Raw genomic sequence first — 22,493 nt, forward strand, 5'->3', positions numbered from 1 at the left:
TAAATTATTTCATTAGACTGCCGATATATAAAAGGTTTAATATAAATTAAGTTTTTTTTACAGTATAAAATTTATTAAACTTAATGCTATCTGGTTTAAAAAAAGCCAATCAAAAATCGCACATTTGCACATCCCATATTAAGGAGAATGAGCCAATACTTTATAATAGATTTCGATAGTACATTTACACAGGTAGAAGCTTTAGATGAGCTTGCCCGCATATCTCTAAAAAATCATCCCGACAGAGAAAAAATATATCAGCAGATAGAGGACCTGACTAACGCTTCAATGGAAGGGCGATTGTCATTTAGCCAAAGCCTTGAATCGCGCGTAAAACTTTTACAAGCCAACCGCGAACATTTAAAGCAGCTAATAACTCACTTGAAGAAAAAGGTTTCTACTTCATTTTCGCGCAATACTATATTTTTTAAAAATCACCAGGACGAGGTTTTGATCGTATCGGGCGGTTTTAAAGAATTTATTATACCGGTAGTTACCGAATATCATATCAAAAGAGAAAACATTTATGCAAATACTTTCGAGTTTGACGAAGAGGGTAACATTATTGGCTATGATCGCGCAAACCCATTATCGCAGGAAGGCGGCAAAGTTAAGCTGTTAAAGGAGCTTAAACTGGAAGGCGATATTTATGGCATTGGCGATGGTTACTCTGATTTCCAATTAAAGGAATCAGGCATGATCAAAAAATTCTTCGCTTTTACAGAAAATATAGAGCGCAAATCTGTCGCCGAAAAAGCAGACCACATCACTCCAAGCTTTGATGAGTTTTTATATATCAATAAGCTGCCCCGTGCTATATCCTACCCCAAAAACCGCATTAAATGCCTTGTTGTAGGCAATATTGAAGAGGATGTATTAACCCAAATGCAAAAAGAGGGTTATAATATACGCCAACGCGATAGCATTGAAGAAAAATACCTGGATGAAGCCGGTGTATTACTTTGTGATGAAGAGAACCAACCAACGCCAGAGCAGGTACAAAATGCAGGCAGGCTAAAAGTTATTGGATGTTTTGGTAAGATAAACCGCAAACTATCAGAAACAGCTTGCGAGAGCGGCATCATTATTTTTGACGACCCTAAGCATAATCCGCGTAATGACGATTTTTTACCGAAACGAGTTATTGCTTTTATGAACGAGGGGAAAACGCATACCAGTTGTAACTTTCCTGATTTGCAGCCGCCGCGTATAAATAATGCGCACCGGTTAATACACATCCATAAAAATGTACCAGGCATATTGGCCAAAATAAATGACGTATTTGCCCGCCATAACATTAATATAGTTGCCGAATTTTTGGTTACTAACGAGCAGATTGGCTATGTAATAACTGATGTTAATACCGGTTATGATACCGAGGTATTAAATCAGCTTAAAGCTATCGAACATACTATTAAGTTCAGGTTGCTGTATTAAGTTGGTGGTTCATGGTTAAAATTCACACTATGAACTATGATCCGGAAACGGCACCACCAAAACCGGCACTTCTGAGTGGCGCACTACATGCTCTGCAACGCTGCCCATTATCAGGCGGTCAAATCCGGTGCGGCTATGGGTACCAATAACTATCAGATCTGCTTTAAACTGTTTGCCGCATTCTATAATACCACCGGCGGTATCACCAAATTCGCTAAAATGCGTTACATCCAAGTCGCCGGCAAATTTTTTGATGGCGTCATTTATGATGCTTTCTGAAAGCTCATTTTGGATATTAATTATATCTATATCAGCCACCCCCATATCCTGCATAGTTGATCCCAATATAACATCGCCCGAATTATTGTAAGGCATTATAGTAGGTTCAACAATATTTACCAACCCAACATGGGCCTTAAATTTATGGGCAATATCAAATCCGTATTTGGCAGCGTGTTCGGCATATTTACTATTATCTATCCCGATGAGTATTTTCTTGATGAGCATGGTTATTAAGGTTAGTGTAGATATATAAACAAACTAAGGGCAATATGTTTTGAGCCCCTCTAAATCTCCCCTGGTAGGGGAGATTTATTAAAAGCCGTTGGTATTCATCCAGCTTATGCACCAGTCCAGCCAATGCTCGTTGCTTTTTTTATTGATGAGGCCAAAGCCATGCCCGCCTGCCGGGTAAATATGCATTTCGGCCTTTACGTTTGCTTTAGCCAAAGCACTATAAAAATTTAAAGCGCTCTGTATGGTTACCAATGGATCATCTTCGGCCTGTACCATAAAAGTGGGCGGTGTATTGGCCGTGATATGCTTTTCGCTACTGTACAACTCTATTTGCTCTGCCGTTGGATTAAGGCCCAGTAAATGATCTTTAGAATCATGATGTTCTGCATTGCTAAAAGTGGTAGCCGGGTAAAGTAGCACCATAAAATCGGGCCGTAAATTAATATTGGCCAAATTAGCGACAACTGGTTTATTAGACCACGCCGCTGCTGTTGTAGCCAAATGCCCCCCTGCCGAAAAACCCGCCATACCAACTTTAGCCGGATTAATACCCCATTCGGCTGCACGGGTGCGCACCATTATTAATGCTTGTTGGGCATCCTGCAAAGGCCCAATGGTTTTATCTACCATTATCAAATCGCTGGGTAAGCGGTATTTTAATACGAAAGCTGTTATACCAATTTTGGCAAAAGCTACGGCAATGTTTGTGCCTTCATTATCCATAGAAAGCTGGTAATATCCACCACCCGGGCAAATAATTATTGCGGTACCGCTAGCTTTACCTTTTTCGGGAAAGTAAGGCGTAAGGGTAGGTATGCTCACATTTGTAACCCAGCCTTTTCTAACTATGGTTTCTGCATAATCAGCAGGGGTTGGCTTTGAATTAGGCACACCATTAGGATATAACGGAATAGCAGTTTCCTGCGCATGAGCTAATGAAATAGCGGTAATGAATATGAATGCTGTAATAAATAGTTTTTTCATGAATAAATTATTAAATAACAAGGTAGGATATTGTTAAAAGCCGTTAGCATTCATCCAGCCGGCGCACCACTCAAACCAATGTTCTTTGCTTGTGGGGTTATTCAGCCCAAAGCCATGCCCTCCCGCCTGGTAAAGATGCATCTCTGTCTTAACTTTATTTTTTAGCAGTGCCTCATAAAACAACAGGCTGTTTTGCACGGGTACAGTTTTATCATCACCGGCCTGCACAATAAAGGTTGGCGGTGTATTTGCTGTAACTTGCTTTTCGTTCGAATAAAATTCTATTTGTTCGGGTGTTGGGGTTAAGCCTACCAGGTTATTCCGCGATCCTTTATGTGCAAATTCGCCAAAGCTAATTACAGGGTAAAGCAACAACATAAAATCAGGACGAACGCTGGTGTTATCTTTATTATCGACAACCGCTTTATCAAAATGTGTTCCGGCGGTCGAGGCCAGATGCCCTCCTGCCGAAAATCCCATAATGCCAACCTTAGCCGGATCAACGCCCCAGGCTGCGGCATTTTTGCGTATCATCACGATAGCAGCTTGTGCATCCTGCAGCGGCCCAATGGTTTTATCTACCATTATCAAATCGCTTGGCAAGCGGTATTTTAATACGAACGCGGTGATACCTATTTTATTAAACTCTTTAGCTACCGCATAGCCCTCTTTATCAATGGCTAAACCACTGTAACCGCCACCCGGACAAATAATTACAGCAGTACCGGTAGCCTTACCTTTCTCCGGAAAAAATGGAATTAGGGTTGGAACACTGGTTGCTGATGCATGGCCATCGCCATTCTTTTCAATATAAGTTGCCGGGGTTGGTTTTGAATTGGGGACACCGTTAGGGTATAATGGAATTACAGGTGCCGTGCCTTGCGCATAGGTTATAGTAGCCATGGCCATTAATAGCAATGTGGTGCAGAAAAATTTCATAATAAAAGATTTATACAATAATAAATCTTTTAGAAGAGACTTACGAAGTAATTTAAACTTCGTAAGTCTAATTGGAGTAAAATTAACTCTTCGGCCCGCCAAACTCCATAAGGTAAGCTTTTAGAAAATCGTTCAGATCGCCATCTAAAACCGCAGCGGCGTTTGATGTTTCGTGATCGGTACGCAGATCTTTAACCAGCTTATAAGGGTGCAATACGTAGTTACGTATTTGCGATCCCCACTCTATTTTCTTTTTGTTGCCTTCAATTTTATTTGATGCTTCAGCACGTTTACGCATTTCGGCCTCGTACAATTGCGATTTTAGTAAACGTATGGCGTTATCCTTATTTTGCAATTGCGAGCGCGACTCCTGGTTCTTAATGATAATGCCCGAAGGTTTGTGATACAAACGCACAGCAGTTTCTACCTTATTTACGTTTTGTCCGCCAGCACCGCCCGAGCGGAAGGTTTCAAACTCAATATCCGCAGGATTGATCTCTATTTCGATAGTATCATCAACCAATGGATAAACATATACCGATGCAAATGAAGTATGGCGCTTAGCGTTCGAATCGAACGGCGATATACGTACTAAGCGGTGTACCCCGTTTTCGCCTTTTAAATAACCGTATGCAAACTCGCCCTCCAATTGCAGGGTTACGGTTTTTACACCGGCTGCCTCCCCTTCCTGGAAATCCTGCTCGGTTACTTTGTAACCATTCTTTTCGCCCCACATAATATACATCCGCATCAGCATCCCGGCCCAGTCGCAGCTTTCGGTACCACCCGCGCCTGCTGTTATTTGCATCACGGCATTAAACTGGTCCTCTTCGGCCGATAGCATGTTTTTAAATTCCAACTCTTCAACCACTTTTATGGCCGTATTGTATTGTTCCTGCATTTCGGCTTCGGTAGCATCGCCGCTCCGAAAAAATTCAAACAGCACACCAGTATCTTCAATTACCGATGATACTTTCTGATACTCGTCTGTCCAGACTTTCTTTGTTTTGATGGAAGCTAAAACCTTTTCAGCTTCTTTAGGATGATCCCAAAAATGGGGGTCGAGAGTTATATCCTGTTCTATTTTTAATGCATCAAGCTTCTTGTCGATGTCAAAGATGCCTCCTCAGGGAAATTAATCTATCCCTTAAATCCTGGATCTGTTCTTTAGTCATGGGGCAAATATAGAAAAATGCAATTGTTATAATAACAACTTAGCGGCGATTACTCCCTGACATCTGCGTGGAAAGAGGATTGGGGAAATTAGTCCCCAAAAAGCCCCTTTTCCGCCAAGAACGAAGGGTGGTCCCGCGAAGCTTAGACCTGATGAGTAATCGGCGCGTTTAAATCAGTTCCCCTAAATAAAAAAAGCCTATTCGCATTAGCAAACAGGCCCTTAATAGGTAAATGAGGATATTTTTAAGCCACAGCCAACTCGCTCAATAAATTGTTCAAGTTATAATTACCGCTTAGCATAGCCAATAACTTGCTTAATGCAAAATCATTGTTTTGCGGGCTTTTTGATTGTTGTATCATTTCCTGCATAACCGGCGGGATAAGCTCTTTAGCAACTTGCAAAGCTGCAACAGGCTCAATACCATAATAGTTATTAAGTTTATTGGCAAATTTATTAACGGTGCTGTTAATTAGCGGGTTGTTATAAATGCCGGGGAATTGAAAATATTTGATCAAATCTTTTAGCTTACCATTTTCCACCTGGCCCTTTAATACTTCAATAATCGAGCTCGACGCTTCATTTATCACTGCTTCATGATATTTTACAGGAATTACAGGGTTATCAATAACAGCCATCCCGGCGTTACTTTTAACAAGCATAAAAAGTTTTTCAAACATAATACAAATACATTTAAAGTTTGGTTATCAAAATGATGATAAATAAGCCTTTTATTTATCAATAGCGCAAATATATTAAATACAAATTTAAAATATGTAAACGATATATAATTATCGTTGAAAATTTTACAATCGAATGAATGCAAAACAAATAATCTAAACAAGTGTTATATAACCCCTGTGTCACTTAGTTTAAAATTTAATATACACGTTGATATTAAATTCTATTTTTGTTGTCAAAAAATACACAATTATGCTGCCAAACATTGATTTTACCACCACCCAATCTTATAAATATTTAGCCGACCACTACATTGATGTGGTGGCGCAAAGCCTTAAAGGTTTTTTCGAGACTGATAATGAGCGCTTTGCTAAATTTTCAACCCGATTTGAAGACATATTGCTGGATTACTCTAAAAACCGAATTACCGACCAAACTATAGCCTTATTGCTACAGTTGGCTAAAGAATGTATGCTAAATGAGGCGATCAAAGCTATGTTTAGCGGCGAGGTAATTAATGCTACCGAAGGCCGCCCAGTGCTGCATATCGCTTTGCGTAACCAAAGTAATACGCCAATTTATGTAGACGGAAAAGATGTAATGCCTGATGTAAATAAGGTATTGCAACACATGAAAGAATTTAGCGAAGCCATCATATCCGGCTCATGGAAGGGCTATACTGGCAAGCCAATTACCGATGTAGTAAATATCGGCATTGGTGGATCAGACCTGGGGCCGGTAATGGTTACCGAAGCTTTGAAATCATACAAAAATCATTTAAATCTGCATTTTGTGTCAAATGTTGATGGTACTCACATTGCAGAAACTTTAAAAGGATTAAACCCCGAAACCACGCTTTTCCTTATCGCCTCTAAAACATTTACTACACAGGAAACTATGGCTAATGCCCATAGCGCACGCGACTGGTTCATCAGCAGCGGTGGCAAGGATGGTGATGTAGCCAAGCATTTCGCGGCGCTATCAACCAATGCGGATGGTGTTGGAAAATTTGGCATTGATACCAAGAACATGTTTGAATTTTGGGATTGGGTTGGGGGCAGATATTCTTTATGGAGCGCTATTGGTTTATCTATAGCTTTAAGTATTGGATTTGATAACTTTAATGAGTTATTAGCCGGCGCCCATGCTATGGATAACCACTTTAAAACTGCCGAGCCTGATCAAAACCTGCCAACTATATTAGCTCTTGTAGGCATTTGGTACAACAACTTTTTCGAGGCCGAAACCAACGCTATTTTACCATACGACCAATATATGCACCGCTTTGCAGCTTACTTTCAGCAGGGCGATATGGAAAGCAATGGCAAACATGTGGATCGTAACGGCAAACCTGTTGACTACTCGACCGGACCGATAATTTGGGGTGAGCCGGGCACTAACGGGCAGCATGCCTTTTATCAGTTAATACACCAGGGCACAAAATTAATTCCCTGCGATTTTATTGCTCCTGCACAATCACATAACCCGCTTGGCGAGCATCATACCATGCTGTTATCAAACTTCTTCGCACAAACCGAAGCGTTAATGAATGGTAAAAGCCGTGATGAAGTGGTTGCCGAACTAAAAGCAGCAGGAAAATCGGCAGAAGAAATTGAAACACTTGCGCCATTTAAAGAGTTTGAAGGTAACCGCCCTACCAACTCTATACTGGTTAAGAAAATTACACCGCATAGCCTTGGCTCATTAATAGCCATGTATGAGCATAAAATATTTGTACAGGGCATTATCTGGAACATTTACAGCTTTGACCAATGGGGTGTTGAGCTGGGTAAGCAACTGGCCGGCAAAATATTACCTGAGCTAAGAACTGCCGATAAGATATCATCGCATGATTCATCAACTAATGGGTTGATCAATCAATATAAAGCATGGCGGTAGGTCTGTTTTGGCTAAAGCCATTTCCTGTCTATTGGCTATCCGTTGGCTAAAGCCAACGGCAATGAATTGGATAATTTTGAGATTAAACCGCTTCAAAATTTGAGCGGTTTTTTTATATTTAAAAACCAGAATTCATTGCCGTCCCATTTATGGGACGGATAAAGGAAAAAAACCAATTGGCTTTAGCCAAAATAATAAAACTGACATGTCATACGTAAGAATTTGGGTTCATTTAGTATTTGCTGTAAAGCATCGCGAACCCTTATTAAAAAAGGAATTTAGATATGATGTGTATAAGCATATTGCTGATAATTGCGTAGAAAAAGAAATATTCCTGAAATCCATTAACGGCTACTCAGATCATATTCATTGCCTTATCTCTTTAGGGAAAGACCAAAGCATCGCTAAAGTTAGTCAACTCATAAAAGGTGAATCATCCTTTTGGATCAATCAAAACAATTTAACGCCCGAAAAATTTGCGTGGCAAGATGATTATTTTGCTGTTTCGGTAAGCGAATCTCAATTAGAATCAGTTACTAAATACATACAAAATCAGGAACAACATCACGCCAAAAAATCATTTAACGAGGAAGCAGATGAGTTTATGACAAAATATGGATGGTCGCCAATAAAGGCTTAACATTTATTTTTTTACAAAAGACACTTGATAAATAAAAGGCCATTTTTTACCCGTTACAAATAAGCGCCTGCCTTTTGCATCCCACGCTATGCCGTTTAATACATTGTTGGTATTGTCAAAATCTGCCGGGCGCTTTGAGTTTGGCCAAAGGTTAGCCATGTTTACCCTTTGCATTACAGCACCGGTTTTAGGGTTGATAACTAAAATAATGTCGGTTGTATAAACATTGCTGTATAATTTATCATCAATATATTCCAGCTCGTTTACCTCTTGTATTGGTCCTTTATTATCATAAACGTCTATAAAGCCGGTTTGGTGATAATCGTTTTTGTCCAGGAACCATATACGGTTGGTACTATCATCTAAATAAATTTTCTTGCCATCGTAAGTTACACCCCAGCCTTCAACGCCAACATTATTGTTAAAGGTTTTTAGCAACTTGAAAGTGTTTTTATCAAACACATAACCAATTTTCTCGCGATAAGTAAACATTACTATTTTATCACCAATAATGGCGCTGCCCTCGCCAAATACTTTTGGATCAATTGGTTGCCTTTGCACTACTTTGCCGGTAGTAACATCAACCTTACGCAAATCAGAGTGGCCGAGGTTACCGGTAGTTTCATATAGATAACCATCCTGATATAATAAACCTTCGGTATACGCGCTGGTATCATGCGGGAATATTTTTTCGACCTTGTAAGTCATTTCCTCGGGTGCTTTGGCGGCCATCAATACTATATTGGTTGATGCATCCTGGCTTTTGCCGCCTGTGTATACTTTTGCAGTAATTACTCTTGCGCCCAAAGGCATGGTATCTGTTTTAAAACTGAATGCCGACGAATCTTTTTTAGAAGCCAGCCTAACAGAATCTAATAAGTATACAACAGAATCCGGCTTTACCGATGATGGATAACCCACCTTTACATTCACCGCGTCGCCTGCTTTATAATTGGTGCCTGATTCCGGGCTGATGGTAATATCAGCGCCTGTGGTACTGGTGTTGCTGTTACAGCTATATACAAAAAATGCTATCGCGGCTATAAATAATATCGGTCTGTATTTCATAATTTATCAGCAGATGGCCAAAAGGCATCTTCAATATGGTTTAATTTATAATTTGTTTCGTTATTAAATAAAATAGCAATAATATCAAACCGCACCTCGCCCTGGTGATCCATTAAATAAATGTATTCATCAGCGGCATTAGCCAGCAGCTTCTGCTTACGGATATCAACAAAATCTTCGGGCTCGCCAAACCTGTTGCCGGTACGGGTTTTTACTTCGGCAAATATAATAACCCGGTCCTTATAAGCAATCAGGTCAACCTCGAGTTTGCCATGCGTCCAGTTCTCATCTAAGATCTTGTAACCCGACTCTTCTAAATGCGTTTTTGCTATACTTTCGCCTTTGCGGCCCAGGTCATTATGCAGCGCCATTATTTTATAATTACAGAGCCCAGGTAATCTGATATAGTTTTCTCTACCTTTTTCATCCGCATATATTGGTTAAGCAATATCTCCTGGTCCTCTACACTTTGTTCTTTTTGTAACTCATTGCGCAAGTCTTCGAGCATTTTACCCACTTTATGCTTTTTTAAATGAAATATTGCACCCAATATAGTGGCTTTCATATTAGCCTGCTCATCGGGCACCAAAATCTTGTGCATTTCGTACCAGTTGTCGCTTAGCGTATATTTTGTGGCAATTAATGTAACTACCAGATCTACAATATCTTTATCCGGGTGATGTATAAAATGCTGCTCCTCGGGTAATATGCCATTCTCTACTTCCTTGCTATAAATTTCTATAAACACTTTACTTGCAGGATGCTCAAAATCCACATCATTCAATTCAGCAATCATAAACGGACCAATATACGTATTGGCAATGCCATCCCAATCTATCACCTTATTGCCGTATAGTAACAGCAGACGCACAATTTCTTTTTCTTGCGATGAGGTTTCTTTTATCTCTTCAACAGGTTCATAAACCGGGTACTCCTCAACCGGGGTTATCATCCTGTTGGTTTGCTGCTGCGAATCCTTCTTCGCTTTAGCATTACGCATTTTGTTGAGCTCTGATAACAGCGCGCGCTCATCAATCTGTAGCAAATGACTACATTCTTTTATAAATACAGATGCCTTGATAGAATCGGGTATTTTGGCAATGCTTTCTACAATATCCCTTATAACGTCCGATTTCTTTATCGGGTCATTACCAACTTCTTTAAGCAGCAGATTGGTTTTATACAGGATAAAATCTTTCTTATTATCTTCAATATGCTTTTTGAAGCCATTAGTACCCACTAACCGTACATACGAATCCGGGTCATGACCATCAGGGAACAGCACCACTTTTACGTTAAGCCCCTCCTCTAATATCATATCCAATCCGCGCAGTGAGGCTTTTATACCTGCCGCGTCGCCATCATATAATATGGTGATGTTTTTGGTGAGGCGACCAATCAGTCTTATCTGCTCTACAGTTAATGATGTACCCGATGATGCCACCACATTCTCAATACCTGCCTGGTGTACAGAGATCACATCGGCATAACCCTCAACCAAATAACAATTATCTTCTTCCCTGATAGATTTTTTGGCGAAATGCAAACCATACAGCACGTTGGATTTATGGTAGATCTCCGACTCGGGCGAGTTTACATATTTGGGTACATTCTTGTCGCTTTTTAGCATTCGCCCCCCAAAGGCAATTACACGCCCGGTAAAGCTATGTATCGGGAACATCACCCGGCCGCGATAACGGTCATACAGCGACCCATTATCTCTTTTTACAGATAACCCGCTGTCTGTTAAAAACTCTTCCAGATAGCCTTCTTTTAGCGCCTGGCCGGTAAAGGCTTCCCATTGGTCGGGCGAGTAGCCCAACTCGAATTTTTTTATTGTTTCGGCACTAAAGCCGCGCTCTTTAAAATAGCTCAGGCCTATGGCTTTGCCTTCGTCGGTATCCAATAAGCTTTCATGGAAAAACTTGGCGGCGTAAGCTGATACAATCATCAGGCTTTCCCGGCGGTTCTCTTCCTCTTTGTTTTCGGCGGTTTCTACCGTCTCTTCAACCTCGATGCTGTATTTTTTGGCCAGCCATTTCAGAGCCTCGGGATAGGTGTATTTTTCAAGCTCCATTAAAAAGGTAACGGCGCTGCCCCCTTTTCCTGATGAGAAGTCTTTAAAGATGCCCTTAGCCGGCGATACCGTGAACGATGGCGTACGCTCATTAGCAAACGGCGACAGGCCCACGTAATTGGCACCGCGCTTTTTTAACTGCACAAATTCGCCTATCACTTCCACAATATCTGTGGCTTCCATTATACGGTCGATGGTTGATTTTAATATCATGCGTTAAAAATGCAAATGTAGGGCAATTCATCCATTGCCTTGAATTTTTTCGAACCGTTAATTTACAATTTATTTATTAGCCCTGGCATGCTTGTTACACGCGAGTGTGAAACAAAATGTAACAAGTGAAACAAGATTTCAGGTTAATTAATTGTTTATGAGTGAATTATGAAAAAGCGATGTAACAAAATGTAACAACTTATTCGTTAGTATTTTTATGCTTAATTTTACCATATTTCACTGATAATCAAATAATTGCAAATAGACTGATTTTAATGTGATGTAACAAGATTTTTGATAGTCTTTATTAAATATCAACCACAGATTCTAACATAGTAAAATGAATATCTTTTCATAAATATTTATATCGATTGTTTGGCCTTCTGTTTCAAAAACGTCAACGCTATCCCTGCCAACACAATTACACTGCCGATGATCTCCTTTAGCTGCAAACTTTCGTTTAGTATCAGCACTGCTAATAACCCGGCAATAACAGTTTGGCTTAGCAGCGTTAAAGCTACTTTGGTTGATTCGAGGTGACTAATGGCGTAGTTAATGGTTATCCAACCCGTTAACTGGCAAATAATACCCATTACGGCAAAACAACCCCATGTTTTTATATTAAAATGCAGCAGTCCGTTGCCAAATACGCCGCAAAGTATCAGCAGGAAAACACCTGACGCCAGCATATTATAAAACATAAAGGGTATGGTGCTGATGCGCTTTAAAATATCCTTGGTTATTAAAATATAAATGGAATAAAGTAAGCTTGACGCAACCGCGAGTACAATCCCTATATTAAATTGCAAGTGCAGCAGGTTAGAAATCCCTATTAAAATCACCATACCTGTAACAGCGATAGCTGTACCTATCCAGAACAACGAGCCTGATTTCTTTTTGAATAACAAATAGCTTAATAATCCTACCCAAACCGGCGCTAGGTTTGATAATAAGGTGGAGACAGTAGCGCTTATCAGTTTAAGCGACAGGTTCCAAACGGCAATATCACTGGCAAAAACAACGCCGCCTATTAGGGCAAGGACGATGTTTTTACGTTCCATTTTCAGGTTTTTTTTATACAGGCAATAGGGCAGTAAAAATATCCAGGCGAAGAAAATACGGTAGAACGCGCAAACCAGCGGCGAAGCATCAGCCAGTTTTACCAGTATGGGCGAAAACGATATACAGAGGATGCCGATAGCTAGGCTAAGTTTGGGATTCATGATTACGCAAACTTAATAAAGAAGTTAAAGACTTACGAAGTTTATAAAACTTCTAAGTCTAAGCAAGGAACATACATCAAATTATCGTAATTTAGCCGCTCTAAATTTCATTACAAAATGAGTCAGCGTATAAAGATCAAAGCATTATTAGAAAGCACAACAACCGATATTGATGTAACCGTAAAAGGGTGGGTACGAACCTTCCGCAATAATCAGTTCATAGCTTTAAATGATGGCTCAACCAATAATAATATACAGGTAGTTGTCGACTTTGAAAACGCCGACCCTGCCCTGCTGAAGCGTTTAACAACCGGTGCCGCCATAAGTGTATTTGGCCGTTTGGTTGCTTCTTTAGGTAAGGGACAGACCGTTGAAGTTAAAGCCCATACCATTGAAATATTAGGTGACAGCGACCCCGAGAAATACCCGTTGCAACCCAAAAAACATAGCCTGGAGTTTTTACGCGAGATAGCGCACCTGCGTTTCCGTACCAATACTTTTGGGGCGATATTCCGTGTGCGTAACAGCCTGGCTTTTGCGGTGCACCAGTTTTTCCAGGATAAAGGTTTTGTTTACCTGCACACGCCTATCATTACCGCATCAGACGCGGAGGGCGCGGGAGAGACTTTCCACGTTACTAACTTCGATTTGCTGAATGTCCCTAAAACGGATACAGGGGAAGTTGATTATAAACAAGATTTTTTTGGCCGCGCCACCAACTTAACCGTTTCGGGGCAACTCGAGGGCGAATTGGGCGCGATGGCATTGAGCGATATTTATACTTTCGGCCCAACTTTCAGGGCAGAAAACTCTAATACTACCCGCCACCTGGCCGAGTTTTGGATGATAGAGCCCGAAATGGCTTTCTGCGATCTGGTAGATAATATGGATACTGCCGAGGCCTTGCTTAAATATGTAATTGCTTATGCTTTAGATAAGAACAAAGACGACATTGAGTTTTTAACCCAGCGTTTACTGGAAGAGGAAAAACAAAAGCCGCAAAACGAACGCTCCGAAATGACGCTGACCGAAAAATTACAGTTTTGTTTGAGCAACGATTTTGAACGTTTAACCTATACCGAAGCTATAGAAATTTTAAAGGAATCGACCCCAAATAAAAAGAAGAAGTTTCAATACCCGATTGAAGGCTGGGGCACCGATCTGCAATCAGAACATGAGCGTTATTTGGTAGAGAAGCACTTTAAAAAACCGGTTATTTTAACCGATTATCCAAAAGAGATCAAAGCTTTTTACATGCGCCAGAATGATGACGGTAAAACTGTACGTGCGATGGATATTTTGTTCCCGGGTATTGGCGAAATTGTAGGCGGCTCACAACGCGAGGAACGTTTGGATAAACTGGAGCAACGCATGGACGAAATGAACATTCCAAAAGAAGAACTTTGGTGGTACTTAGATACCCGCCGCTTTGGCGCCTGCGAACATGCCGGCTTTGGCCTGGGCTTTGAGCGTTTGGTGCTGTTTGTAACCGGTATGGGTAATATTAGGGATGTGATACCTTTCCCGAGGTTCCCTAAGAACGCGGAATTTTAGACCGTTGATTAGGGTGATTATTGGATTTCGTTGATTTTACTTCCTATCATTCTGAGCATAGCGAAGAGTCTGCCGCGCGACGTATATAGTTCACCCTACACGTAATAAAAATACTACATCGTTGTGTTCTTGCAGTAATTTGGCCTTGGTGCACAATGTGAGCATCCACCCGCTCAATCGCCGCGGGATGGCTGTTACTTTTGTCTTGATAGGAGACTAAGACGAAAGGTTTGCAGATGCTTTAGCTAACTGCGAGGGTACTTTACAAAGGAAAAGATTAACAGCTAAATAATGGAAAACAAAGCATACTTATTAGAAATGGGGCAAAAGATAAGGTTAGCCCGTAGAGCAAAGAAAATACCTATAGATCAAATGGCTAAGCAAGATTGATATGTCTAACCTTTCTTTCTTAGAACGAGGTGAAAGAAACTGCCACATACTTAGCTTAAAGAGTATTGCGGATGTGTTAGGTATGGATGTAAAGGAGTTTCTTTAAATCGAAAGACTTATTCCTATAGACTTAAAAGCCCTACCCAAGAGCTTTTTTTTATGGCACACGAACAGTTAAAAAAAGAAAAGCAACTTCCTATTTAGCCATTACGACTAAATGTAAAACCCCTTTTTTGTCTTTATCAATTGTAAAGTCATCACCATTTGTAGACTGTGGAGGGATTCCACCATACATGATAGCCAACCATGTTAATTTATATTTTTGTTGTTTTAATGCGTTATAGGTCTCCATTGCTAATATTTTTTCTTCTGGATTCCCCATATCAAAATCTATTACAAGGGTGTCTATGCTCATGGATTGCAATGTGATTTTAATTTTTCGTTCATTTTCTTCATAATGCCTTTGGGGCTTGCCATAGTTAGTTACAGAAGCGTGGTCGCCAACAGCACTTTGGCTCAGTTGAGCGTGACTTAAATCATATTTGGATGTGCTTTTTGGTGTGTCTGCAATCTTTTTGGTTTCAATTGCTCCCTTGTGTACTAATTTTGGTTTAAACATTTGGTGTGGTACATCGGTGGTTTCTTTTAGATTTTTTTCGGGCGATTTTTTAAATAAGCCTTCTTTTTTTACAGGCAATTGGACATAAATTATTTTCGGTTTTTCATCCCCGTAATGTATTTTACTCCACGGAATAGAAAAACATGTAGCAACAATGACTGATATAATCAATATCACAAATTCGTGACTTTTACGAATTACAACCCATTTCTTAGATTTATACATATCGTAAATCACTTTTAAAAGTCCATAAAGTGCGCCTACGTAAGAAAAGTATAAGAGGAAATCCATGTGTTTTTAGATTTAGACTACTAATGTAATAATCCAAATCAGTTGATAAAGAATTATATCTCATGGTCTAACAGGTATATAGTCTCCTCTTGATACAAAAGCAACCAAAAGATCAAGTCAGCCCAATCGCTGCCAGCTCACTGGGCCAGACTCCCCGCCGCGTGGGCTGACAGGCCATCGCTTCTTTTTTGATTGCTCACCATTACCAAAATCTTGGTTTTTACCAAAACGTCAGACGAAAAGCTTCGGGTGAAAGCAGGTAAAACAAGTTGGGCTGTGGGCTGGAGGGCATCAGGGCTTTTGCAGAAGTGTGGGATAGTGCGTAGCAAAAGCGGGGCAAAAGAACGTAGCCCGTGGTTTTACTTGCTTTGCCGGGTAAAGGCCCAGAGCGCAACGAAGCCTCTCGTCTGACTTGATTTTTGGTTCTTTTCATCAAGGAAAAGAACAAAAAGCCACCCCGCGGCGATTGAGTGGGACGATGCTCAAACCAAGCATACCGCCAATTTATTGAATGAACTCGCAGAGATTGCCACGCTACATTCGCAATGATTTCTCCCTGAGTAAGCCTACGTTCGCCCTTCACAGGGTGGGTGACACGCTTTTAATTCATGTATTAATTATGATGATAATCCTTTTGCAAGATCAAAAAGCTGGCCCGCTCTTCTTTATGGAATGGTACGTTCCAGTTGCCCTGGTAGCTTATTTTGGCGGGTAGCAATTCGCCATTATAGGGTAGCAGCTCAATGTTCATTTTCACATCAAAATCAAACAGGATATTGCTGTATTTCATGTCAACATAACGGCCCAATATTTTAAATGTACGCATATCAAATATGGTGGTAAGCTCCCTTATCATTACGTCATCGTCTGATACGCTTGGCTTCTTGATCACCTTAAAACGATAAACGGGTATGGAGTCTAAATATTTACCACGGGCAAATTCATAATAATAATATTGCCGCATATCACTCCCGAATATTTCGGTTTTTCCGCTCAGGAAAGGTATGCCTGTCACCTTTCGCCCCGGAGAGAATATCAGTGTTTTTAGCTTATCCTTATAGGAGCCATTCTTCCCTTCCGAACCCGGCAACGGGTCGGTATGTGTAAAATCAGAATTATAGGCATTGTTAAAAATATAGTCGAACATCTCAACTGTATACAACTGGTACTTGCCGTTCTTTTTATAAACATTGCCTTTATCCTGCTTTAACAAGTATTCGGTTTTATGCTTACCCCCTACTATAATATGTTTTACTTTCCGGTGTAACTCACCATCAATCTTATTGTTTTTATCATAAGTATAGATGTCGTTTTCGGCAGTAAAACCGTAGCGTTTCATATTGCGGAAGGCTTTGTAAAAACCGGTATCGGCCACTACGGCATCAATAAAGTCCTGCGCGTTTAACCGGTGCGATCTGATGTTTACCGCCGAATCAATTACCACTGTTAATACCGTATCGGGGTTAAAACGGCGCTGCTGGGCTTTTGAACTGAAAGCTAAAAGCAGAAAGCTTAAAGCTAAGAATATAGTATTTTTCATTTAGTCGAATTTCATGATCTATTAACCATGAACCATGTACTTATTAATTACCCAATTGTTTAACAGCCAGGTAAGCCATCAAACCAATACTGTTTTCTAAAGCTTTTTCTTCAATATCAAACGTTGGCGTATGTACGGCAGAGGTGATACCACGGCTTTCGTTACGGGTACCCATGCGGTAAAAGCAGGCATCAGCCACTTGCGAGTAGTAGGCGAAATCCTCGGCAGCCATCCATATATCCAGATCAAGCACGTTTTCTTTACCCAAATAATCTTCGGCATGCGCGCGGGTAGCCGCTGTTAGTTTAGGTTCATTTATCAGAAAGGGATAACCGTTCAATATCTTAAAATCACAGCTTCCGCCCATGCTTTCGGCAATGCCTTCGGCCATTTTTTTCATTTTGATATGTGCCTCGGCACGCCATTTTTCATCCAGCGCCCTAAAGGTACCTTCTAAATAAACCTCGTTAGGGATAACATTGGTTGCTCCATTGGCAATAACTTTACCGAATGATAGCACCGTAGGATTTGTAGGGGCGGCCATACGGCTCACTACTTGCTGCAGCGCAATTAATATATGCGCGGTAATAATTACGGGGTCGATGTTTGATTGGGGCTGCGCGCCGTGACCACCTTTACCTTTTACGGTAACGTATAACTCGTCTGTCGATGCCATATATTGACCCGAACGGAAACCAAATTTACCGGCATCAATAAAAGGCATTACGTGCTGGCCCAATACGGCATCAGGTTTTGGATTCTCTAATACGCCTTCTTTTATCATTAAGCTGGCTCCTCCGGGCAATCTTTCTTCGGCAGGCTGAAAGATAAGTTTAACGGTACCACCAAATTCGCTCTTTAGCTCTGTCAAAATTTTTGCTGTGCCTAATAATGATGACGTATGTACATCATGCCCGCAAGCATGCATTACACCCGCGTTTTGGGATTTGTAGGGAACATCATTAGCCTCAGTTATTGGCAAAGCGTCCATATCTGCACGCAGGGCAACTACTTTATCTGATGGCTTTTCTCCCGTTATTAATGCTACCAAACCGTTATCGGCCATACGCTCCCACCCAATGCCCAGCTCGTCCAGCTTTTTAGCAACAAACGCTGATGTTTCTACTTCTTGAAATGAAAGCTCAGGATGACTGTGAATATGGCGACGATTTGCTACAACGTCATTAAAAATATTTTTTGATAACTCCTGTATCTTCTGCTTAATCATTGGGTATCTGCTTTTGGAGGATTTATTTTTTCTTCTATTATAAAAAGGCTGGTAAATGTGCGCCCCAGTTCCTGTTTCAATTTTTCGGCTTCCAGGCGTGTCCTAAAATCGCCGGCATGTACTTTATAATTGGGTTCGCTATAACTAATATAGGTACGCGTACCGGGGTGTGTATCAGTAAATCTTGCCTGCACATCATACGCGTCTTTACGGCTCGAACCACTATAAATTTGTACCCGGTAACCATAGCTTGATGCATAAACCGCCGCCATGCTGCCTTTTAAATTTGTTCGCCGGGCCATGAACGTATCTATCCGTGGATCTTTCACTACTTCAACCGTACCACGTTCTTGCGCGTATGCTATAGCCGGGGCAAAAATAGCTATAAAAAAAATGCACCTGAGTATATTGCTAAAATTTGCTTTATATACAGGTGCGTTTTTCATTGTCTAAATTTTCTGAACCTTGATTTTTGTGATTAATTGATTACCACGATTAATAATCAGGCAATCCTTAAATCCTTTAATCAGGGTTCAGATATTGCCTATGCCTGACCTACGCCATGGCAGCTTTTATATTTTTTACCGCTACCGCAAGGGCAAGGGTCATTTCTTCCTATTTTTTGCTCAACACGTATTGGCATTGATTTTTGCTGCTCGCGCGTATCGTCAAATATGGGCAAGCCACCGGCACCTTCGTGTACCAATTCTGGTTTCGAGGTGCGCATTTTACGCATATCAGTTTTAGGCTGCGGCTTTGCTTCCTGCACTTCATCCGGCGCTTGTTGCGATGCAATGCCGCCCCTAAATAAGAAACTTACAATTTCTTTATTCACGGTAGCCAGCATCTGGCGGAACAAATTAAACGCTTCGAACTTATAAACCAACAACGGGTCCTTTTGTTCGTATACAGCGTTTTGTACAGATTGCTTCAGTTCGTCCATTTCGCGCAAATGCTCTTTCCAGGCATCATCTATCAGGTACAGGGTAACATTTTTTTCGAATGATTTTACCACTTCCATACCATTATTTTCGATAGCTTTTTTTAGCGGAACAGCAACTTGTATACCATGTACTCCATCGCTAAACGGTACCACTATGTTTTCTATAATGTTACCACGGGTATTGTAAACATCCTTTAAAACCGGGAAAGCTTGCTGGGCTATGGCCTCTGATTTGCGTTTGTAAAATTCGGTAATGTCGGCAAACGTTCTGTCAACCAACGCGTTTAACGAAGTGCCTGCAAATTCATCCTGCGTAAGCTCAGTATCAACAGAAAACAAACGGATAACCTCTAAACGGAACCCTTCGTAATTGTTTACTTCTTTATATTCGGTTACGATGTCTTCAACCACATCAAAAATGGTGTTGTTTAAATCCACATCTAAACGTTCGCCAAACAGCGCATTTTTACGTTTGGTATAAACAACGGTACGCTGTGAGTTCATCACATCATCATACTCCAGCAAGCGCTTACGTGTACCAAAGTTATTTTCTTCCACTTTCTTCTGCGCGCGCTCTATAGAGTTTGATATCATAGAGTGCTGAATAACCTCGCCTTCCTCAATACCCATACGCACCATCAGGTTTGATATACGCTCTGACCCGAATAAACGCATCAGGTTATCCTCTAACGACACAAAGAATTGTGATGATCCGGGATCACCCTGGCGGCCCGCACGACCACGCAACTGCCTATCCACACGGCGCGACTCATGGCGCTCTGTACCTACAATAGCCAAACCACCAACGTCTTTAACGCCGGGGCCTAATTTTATATCCGTACCACGACCAGCCATGTTGGTGGCAATAGTAACCGTGCCTGTTTTACCTGCTTCAGCCACAACATCGGCTTCTTTCTGGTGCATTTTGGCGTTTAATACATTGTGTTTAATACCGCGCAATTTTAGCATACGACTTAGCAACTCGGATATTTCAACCGAAGTTGTACCCACCAGTACCGGGCGGCCCGCCTGGGTTAGTTTTACTATCTCATCGGCAACGGCATTGTATTTTTCGCGAACGGTACGGTAAACCAGGTCGTGCATATCCGAACGACTGGTTGGCGTGTTGGTTGGAATTTCAACCACATCCAGTTTATATATTTCCCAGAACTCACCTGCTTCAGTAACGGCAGTACCCGTCATACCGCAAAGCTTGTGGTACATCCTGAAGTAATTTTGCAGGGTGATGGTTGCAAAGGTTTGTGAAGCATCTTCTACTTTCACATTTTCTTTGGCTTCAATAGCCTGGTGCAACCCATCTGAATAACGACGGCCATCCAGCACACGGCCGGTTTGCTCATCAACAATTTTTACCTTACCATCGTCAAGAATGTATTCGGTATCCTTTTCAAATAAAGTATAGGCTTTTAACAACTGGTTAACCGAGTGTATACGCTCAGACTTGATAGAAAAATCGCGCATCAATTCGTCTTTCCGGGCTATCTTTTCTTCGGCAGGCAAATCAGATTTTTCAATCTCCGCTATTTCCGTACCTACGTCAGGCATCACAAAAAAGTTAGGGTCCTCGCCCGATGAGGTGATTAGTTCAATACCTTTTTCGGCCAGTTCAACCTGGTTATTTTTTTCATCTATAATAAAAAACAGCTCAGCATCTACTTTAGGCATTTCCTTATTTTGGTCCTGCATGTAGTAGTTTTCGGTTTTTAATAAAACCTGCTTGTTAGCGCCTTCACTTAAATATTTAATTAAAGCCTTACTTTTCGGCAAACCTCTAAAGGCACGCAATAAAGCTAAACCACCTTCATCAATTCCTGTTTTGCCTTCGGCTATAGCTTTTTTAGCTTCATTTAAAACACCATTTACATAACTTTTTTGTGCGTTAACCAAACGCTCAATTCGCGGTTTCAACTCATAAAACTCGTGCTCATCTCCACGTGGGATTGGGCCTGAAATAATTAAAGGTGTACGGGCATCATCAATTAAAACCGAATCGACCTCATCCACCATGGCATAATGCAGTTTGCGCTGTACCAGTTCTTCGGGGCTGCGTGTCATATTGTCACGCAGGTAATCAAAACCAAACTCGTTATTGGTACCAAAAATAATATCAGACATGTAAGCGGCGCGGCGTTCTTCAGTATTTGGCTCATGTTTATCAATACAATCAACCGATAAACCATGGAACTCATATAACGGGCCCATCCACTCCGAGTCACGACGTGCCAGGTAATCATTCACCGTTACTATATGTACACCCTGTCCAGATAAAGCGTTTAAGTAAGCAGGCAGTGTGGCTACCAGTGTTTTACCCTCGCCTGTTGCCATCTCTGATATTTTACCCTGATGCAATACAATACCACCAATTAGCTGTACATCATAATGTACCATATCCCAGGTAACTTCATTACCTGCAGCCAGCCACTTATTATGGTGAATAGCTTTATCGCCTTTTATAATAACATTTTGCTTTTTAGCGGCAAGATCACGGTCAAACTGGGTGGCGGTAACCTCAATGGTCGCGTTATTTTTTAACCTGCGGGCAGTTTCCTTTACAACGGCAAAAGCCTCAGGTAATAAATCTAATAGTATAACTTCCAGCGCTGCATCACGGTCCTTTTGCAACTTATCTGCCTGGGTATACAGGTCAACTTTCACCTGCACATCCATATCCGGGTTGTTCTCGGTCTGATCTTTAATTGCCTGTATCTCATCGTCAATTTTAGCTAATCCCTGTTTAATGGTTTCCTTAAAATCCAATGTCCTGGCTCTTAGCTCATCATTACTTATCTGATCAAGCTTGGCAAACTCGGCCTTAACTTTTTCAACCAAAGGCAAAATAGCCTTTACGTCGCGCTCTGATTTGCTTCCAAAAAGCTTACTTATGAAATTTAACATATTTAATTTGATATGATGGCATAAACTCAATAATTGCGCCAGCGTAATTATAAAGCCATTATGACAGGCAAAGGTAAGGTTTTGCAGGGGAGTATCAAGTAACTAGTAGCAAGTATCAGGTAAAATTTAGGTATTTTAACATTATAATCATCTTGCTACTT

At 41.0% G+C, this 22,493-nt stretch carries 18 protein-coding genes; 4 read left to right on the forward strand and 14 right to left on the reverse strand.

The genetic code is table 11. From position 1 onward, the window contains the following. The first annotated feature begins 147 nt into the window (after positions 1-147). On the forward strand, positions 148-1,437 hold the full coding sequence (locus JWP71_RS16345; protein ID WP_299502152.1) for an HAD-IB family phosphatase: 1,290 nt from the start codon (positions 148-150) through the stop codon (positions 1,435-1,437). A 27-nt stretch (positions 1,438-1,464) separates the two neighbouring features. On the opposite strand, the gene JWP71_RS16350 is transcribed toward JWP71_RS16345, so the two are convergent. The 5 genes from JWP71_RS16350 to JWP71_RS16370 all read right to left on the reverse strand — a co-directional run bounded on the left by JWP71_RS16350 (position 1,465) and on the right by JWP71_RS16370 (position 5,730). Continuing rightward, entirely contained in the window at positions 1,465-1,944 is a 480-nt protein-coding gene (locus JWP71_RS16350) for a universal stress protein (protein WP_299502154.1), read from the reverse strand. A gap of 87 nt (positions 1,945-2,031) precedes the next feature. Further along, positions 2,032-2,937 (reverse strand): alpha/beta hydrolase, encoded by a 906-nt coding sequence (locus tag JWP71_RS16355; protein ID WP_299502157.1) that lies wholly within the window; start codon positions 2,935-2,937, stop codon positions 2,032-2,034. A gap of 33 nt (positions 2,938-2,970) precedes the next feature. Further along, positions 2,971-3,876 (reverse strand): alpha/beta hydrolase, encoded by a 906-nt coding sequence (locus tag JWP71_RS16360; RefSeq protein ID WP_299502159.1) that lies wholly within the window; start codon positions 3,874-3,876, stop codon positions 2,971-2,973. An 82-nt stretch (positions 3,877-3,958) separates the two neighbouring features. Beyond that, positions 3,959-5,051 (reverse strand): peptide chain release factor 2 gene (prfB, locus tag JWP71_RS16365; RefSeq protein WP_299502161.1). Its coding sequence is split into 2 segments (ribosomal slippage): positions 3,959-4,990 and positions 4,992-5,051, totalling 1,092 coding nucleotides; the frame shifts between segments, so codons are not numbered across the junction. A gap of 244 nt (positions 5,052-5,295) precedes the next feature. Continuing rightward, the gene (locus tag JWP71_RS16370) at positions 5,296-5,730 is read right to left on the reverse strand and encodes a hypothetical protein (protein ID WP_299502163.1); all 435 of its coding nucleotides are present in this window, start codon (positions 5,728-5,730) and stop codon (positions 5,296-5,298) included. Between the two features lie 253 nt (positions 5,731-5,983). On the opposite strand from JWP71_RS16370, the gene pgi reads away from it, so the two are divergent. Continuing rightward, on the forward strand, positions 5,984-7,630 hold the full coding sequence (pgi, locus tag JWP71_RS16375; protein ID WP_299502165.1) for a glucose-6-phosphate isomerase: 1,647 nt from the start codon (positions 5,984-5,986) through the stop codon (positions 7,628-7,630). Between the two features lie 205 nt (positions 7,631-7,835). Further along, entirely contained in the window at positions 7,836-8,270 is a 435-nt protein-coding gene (tnpA, locus tag JWP71_RS16380) for an IS200/IS605 family transposase (protein ID WP_299502167.1), read from the forward strand. Positions 8,271-8,273: 3 nt separating this feature from the next. Here the strand turns inward: tnpA and JWP71_RS16385 are convergent, their stop codons facing one another. From JWP71_RS16385 to JWP71_RS16400, 4 genes are all read right to left on the reverse strand, one after another. Next, positions 8,274-9,338 carry a glutaminyl-peptide cyclotransferase gene (locus tag JWP71_RS16385; protein ID WP_299502169.1) on the reverse strand — a complete coding sequence of 355 codons (1,065 nt, stop codon included), beginning with the start codon at positions 9,336-9,338 and terminating at the stop codon, positions 8,274-8,276. Next, a complete protein-coding gene (locus JWP71_RS16390) occupies positions 9,335-9,709 on the reverse strand; it encodes a YraN family protein (protein WP_299502171.1) in 375 nt (124 codons plus the stop codon). The genes JWP71_RS16385 and JWP71_RS16390 overlap by 4 nt, the downstream gene beginning before the upstream one ends. Next, positions 9,709-11,628 carry a DNA primase gene (dnaG, locus tag JWP71_RS16395; protein ID WP_299502173.1) on the reverse strand — a complete coding sequence of 640 codons (1,920 nt, stop codon included), beginning with the start codon at positions 11,626-11,628 and terminating at the stop codon, positions 9,709-9,711. Before dnaG ends, JWP71_RS16390 begins: the two co-directional genes overlap by 1 nt. Positions 11,629-11,990: 362 nt before the next feature. Then, positions 11,991-12,851: a DMT family transporter gene (locus tag JWP71_RS16400; protein WP_299502175.1), complete on the reverse strand. Its 861-nt coding sequence runs from the start codon at positions 12,849-12,851 to the stop codon at positions 11,991-11,993. Between the two features lie 117 nt (positions 12,852-12,968). Between JWP71_RS16400 and asnS the strand changes: the two genes are divergently transcribed. After that, complete coding sequence (asnS, locus tag JWP71_RS16405) at positions 12,969-14,405, forward strand: asparagine--tRNA ligase (RefSeq protein ID WP_299502177.1); 1,437 nt, start codon at positions 12,969-12,971, stop codon at positions 14,403-14,405. 586 nt (positions 14,406-14,991) lie between these two features. Here the strand turns inward: asnS and JWP71_RS16410 are convergent. The 5 genes from JWP71_RS16410 to secA form a co-directional block, all read right to left on the reverse strand. After that, positions 14,992-15,705, reverse strand: coding sequence for a hypothetical protein (locus JWP71_RS16410; protein ID WP_299502179.1), 714 nt, complete (start codon positions 15,703-15,705; stop codon positions 14,992-14,994). 613 nt (positions 15,706-16,318) lie between these two features. Next, positions 16,319-17,245, reverse strand: coding sequence for a hypothetical protein (locus JWP71_RS16415; RefSeq protein WP_299502181.1), 927 nt, complete (start codon positions 17,243-17,245; stop codon positions 16,319-16,321). 43 nt (positions 17,246-17,288) lie between these two features. Then, entirely contained in the window at positions 17,289-18,473 is a 1,185-nt protein-coding gene (locus tag JWP71_RS16420; protein WP_299502183.1) for a M20 family metallopeptidase, read from the reverse strand. After that, on the reverse strand, positions 18,470-18,919 hold the full coding sequence (locus JWP71_RS16425; protein ID WP_299502185.1) for an SPOR domain-containing protein: 450 nt from the start codon (positions 18,917-18,919) through the stop codon (positions 18,470-18,472). The genes JWP71_RS16420 and JWP71_RS16425 overlap by 4 nt, the downstream gene beginning before the upstream one ends. A 98-nt stretch (positions 18,920-19,017) precedes the next feature. Further along, positions 19,018-22,332 (reverse strand): preprotein translocase subunit SecA, encoded by a 3,315-nt coding sequence (gene secA / locus JWP71_RS16430; protein WP_299502187.1) that lies wholly within the window; start codon positions 22,330-22,332, stop codon positions 19,018-19,020. Positions 22,333-22,493: the final 161 nt, after the last annotated feature.

It is taken from the genome of Mucilaginibacter sp., assembly GCF_028287845.1.
Classification (GTDB): Bacteria; Bacteroidota; Bacteroidia; order Sphingobacteriales; family Sphingobacteriaceae; genus Mucilaginibacter.

Excerpts from the sequence above, each read along its gene's own strand:
- JWP71_RS16355 (WP_299502157.1), bottom strand. The coding sequence starts at position 2,937 with ATGAAAAAACTATTTATTACAGCATTCATATTCATTACCGCTATTTCA.
- dnaG (WP_299502173.1), bottom strand. The coding sequence starts at position 11,628 with ATGATATTAAAATCAACCATCGACCGTATAATGGAAGCCACAGATATT.
- JWP71_RS16420 (WP_299502183.1), bottom strand. The coding sequence starts at position 18,473 with ATGATTAAGCAGAAGATACAGGAGTTATCAAAAAATATTTTTAATGAC.
- JWP71_RS16345 (WP_299502152.1), top strand. The coding sequence starts at position 148 with ATGAGCCAATACTTTATAATAGATTTCGATAGTACATTTACACAGGTA.
- JWP71_RS16385 (WP_299502169.1), bottom strand. The coding sequence starts at position 9,338 with ATGAAATACAGACCGATATTATTTATAGCCGCGATAGCATTTTTTGTA.
- JWP71_RS16360 (WP_299502159.1), bottom strand. The coding sequence starts at position 3,876 with ATGAAATTTTTCTGCACCACATTGCTATTAATGGCCATGGCTACTATA.
- JWP71_RS16400 (WP_299502175.1), bottom strand. The coding sequence starts at position 12,851 with ATGAATCCCAAACTTAGCCTAGCTATCGGCATCCTCTGTATATCGTTT.
- JWP71_RS16410 (WP_299502179.1), bottom strand. The coding sequence starts at position 15,705 with ATGGATTTCCTCTTATACTTTTCTTACGTAGGCGCACTTTATGGACTT.
- tnpA (WP_299502167.1), top strand. The coding sequence starts at position 7,836 with ATGTCATACGTAAGAATTTGGGTTCATTTAGTATTTGCTGTAAAGCAT.
- secA (WP_299502187.1), bottom strand. The coding sequence starts at position 22,332 with ATGTTAAATTTCATAAGTAAGCTTTTTGGAAGCAAATCAGAGCGCGAC.
- JWP71_RS16425 (WP_299502185.1), bottom strand. The coding sequence starts at position 18,919 with ATGAAAAACGCACCTGTATATAAAGCAAATTTTAGCAATATACTCAGG.
- JWP71_RS16415 (WP_299502181.1), bottom strand. The coding sequence starts at position 17,245 with ATGAAAAATACTATATTCTTAGCTTTAAGCTTTCTGCTTTTAGCTTTC.
- asnS (WP_299502177.1), top strand. The coding sequence starts at position 12,969 with ATGAGTCAGCGTATAAAGATCAAAGCATTATTAGAAAGCACAACAACC.
- JWP71_RS16370 (WP_299502163.1), bottom strand. The coding sequence starts at position 5,730 with ATGTTTGAAAAACTTTTTATGCTTGTTAAAAGTAACGCCGGGATGGCT.
- JWP71_RS16350 (WP_299502154.1), bottom strand. The coding sequence starts at position 1,944 with ATGCTCATCAAGAAAATACTCATCGGGATAGATAATAGTAAATATGCC.
- pgi (WP_299502165.1), top strand. The coding sequence starts at position 5,984 with ATGCTGCCAAACATTGATTTTACCACCACCCAATCTTATAAATATTTA.
- JWP71_RS16390 (WP_299502171.1), bottom strand. The coding sequence starts at position 9,709 with ATGGCGCTGCATAATGACCTGGGCCGCAAAGGCGAAAGTATAGCAAAA.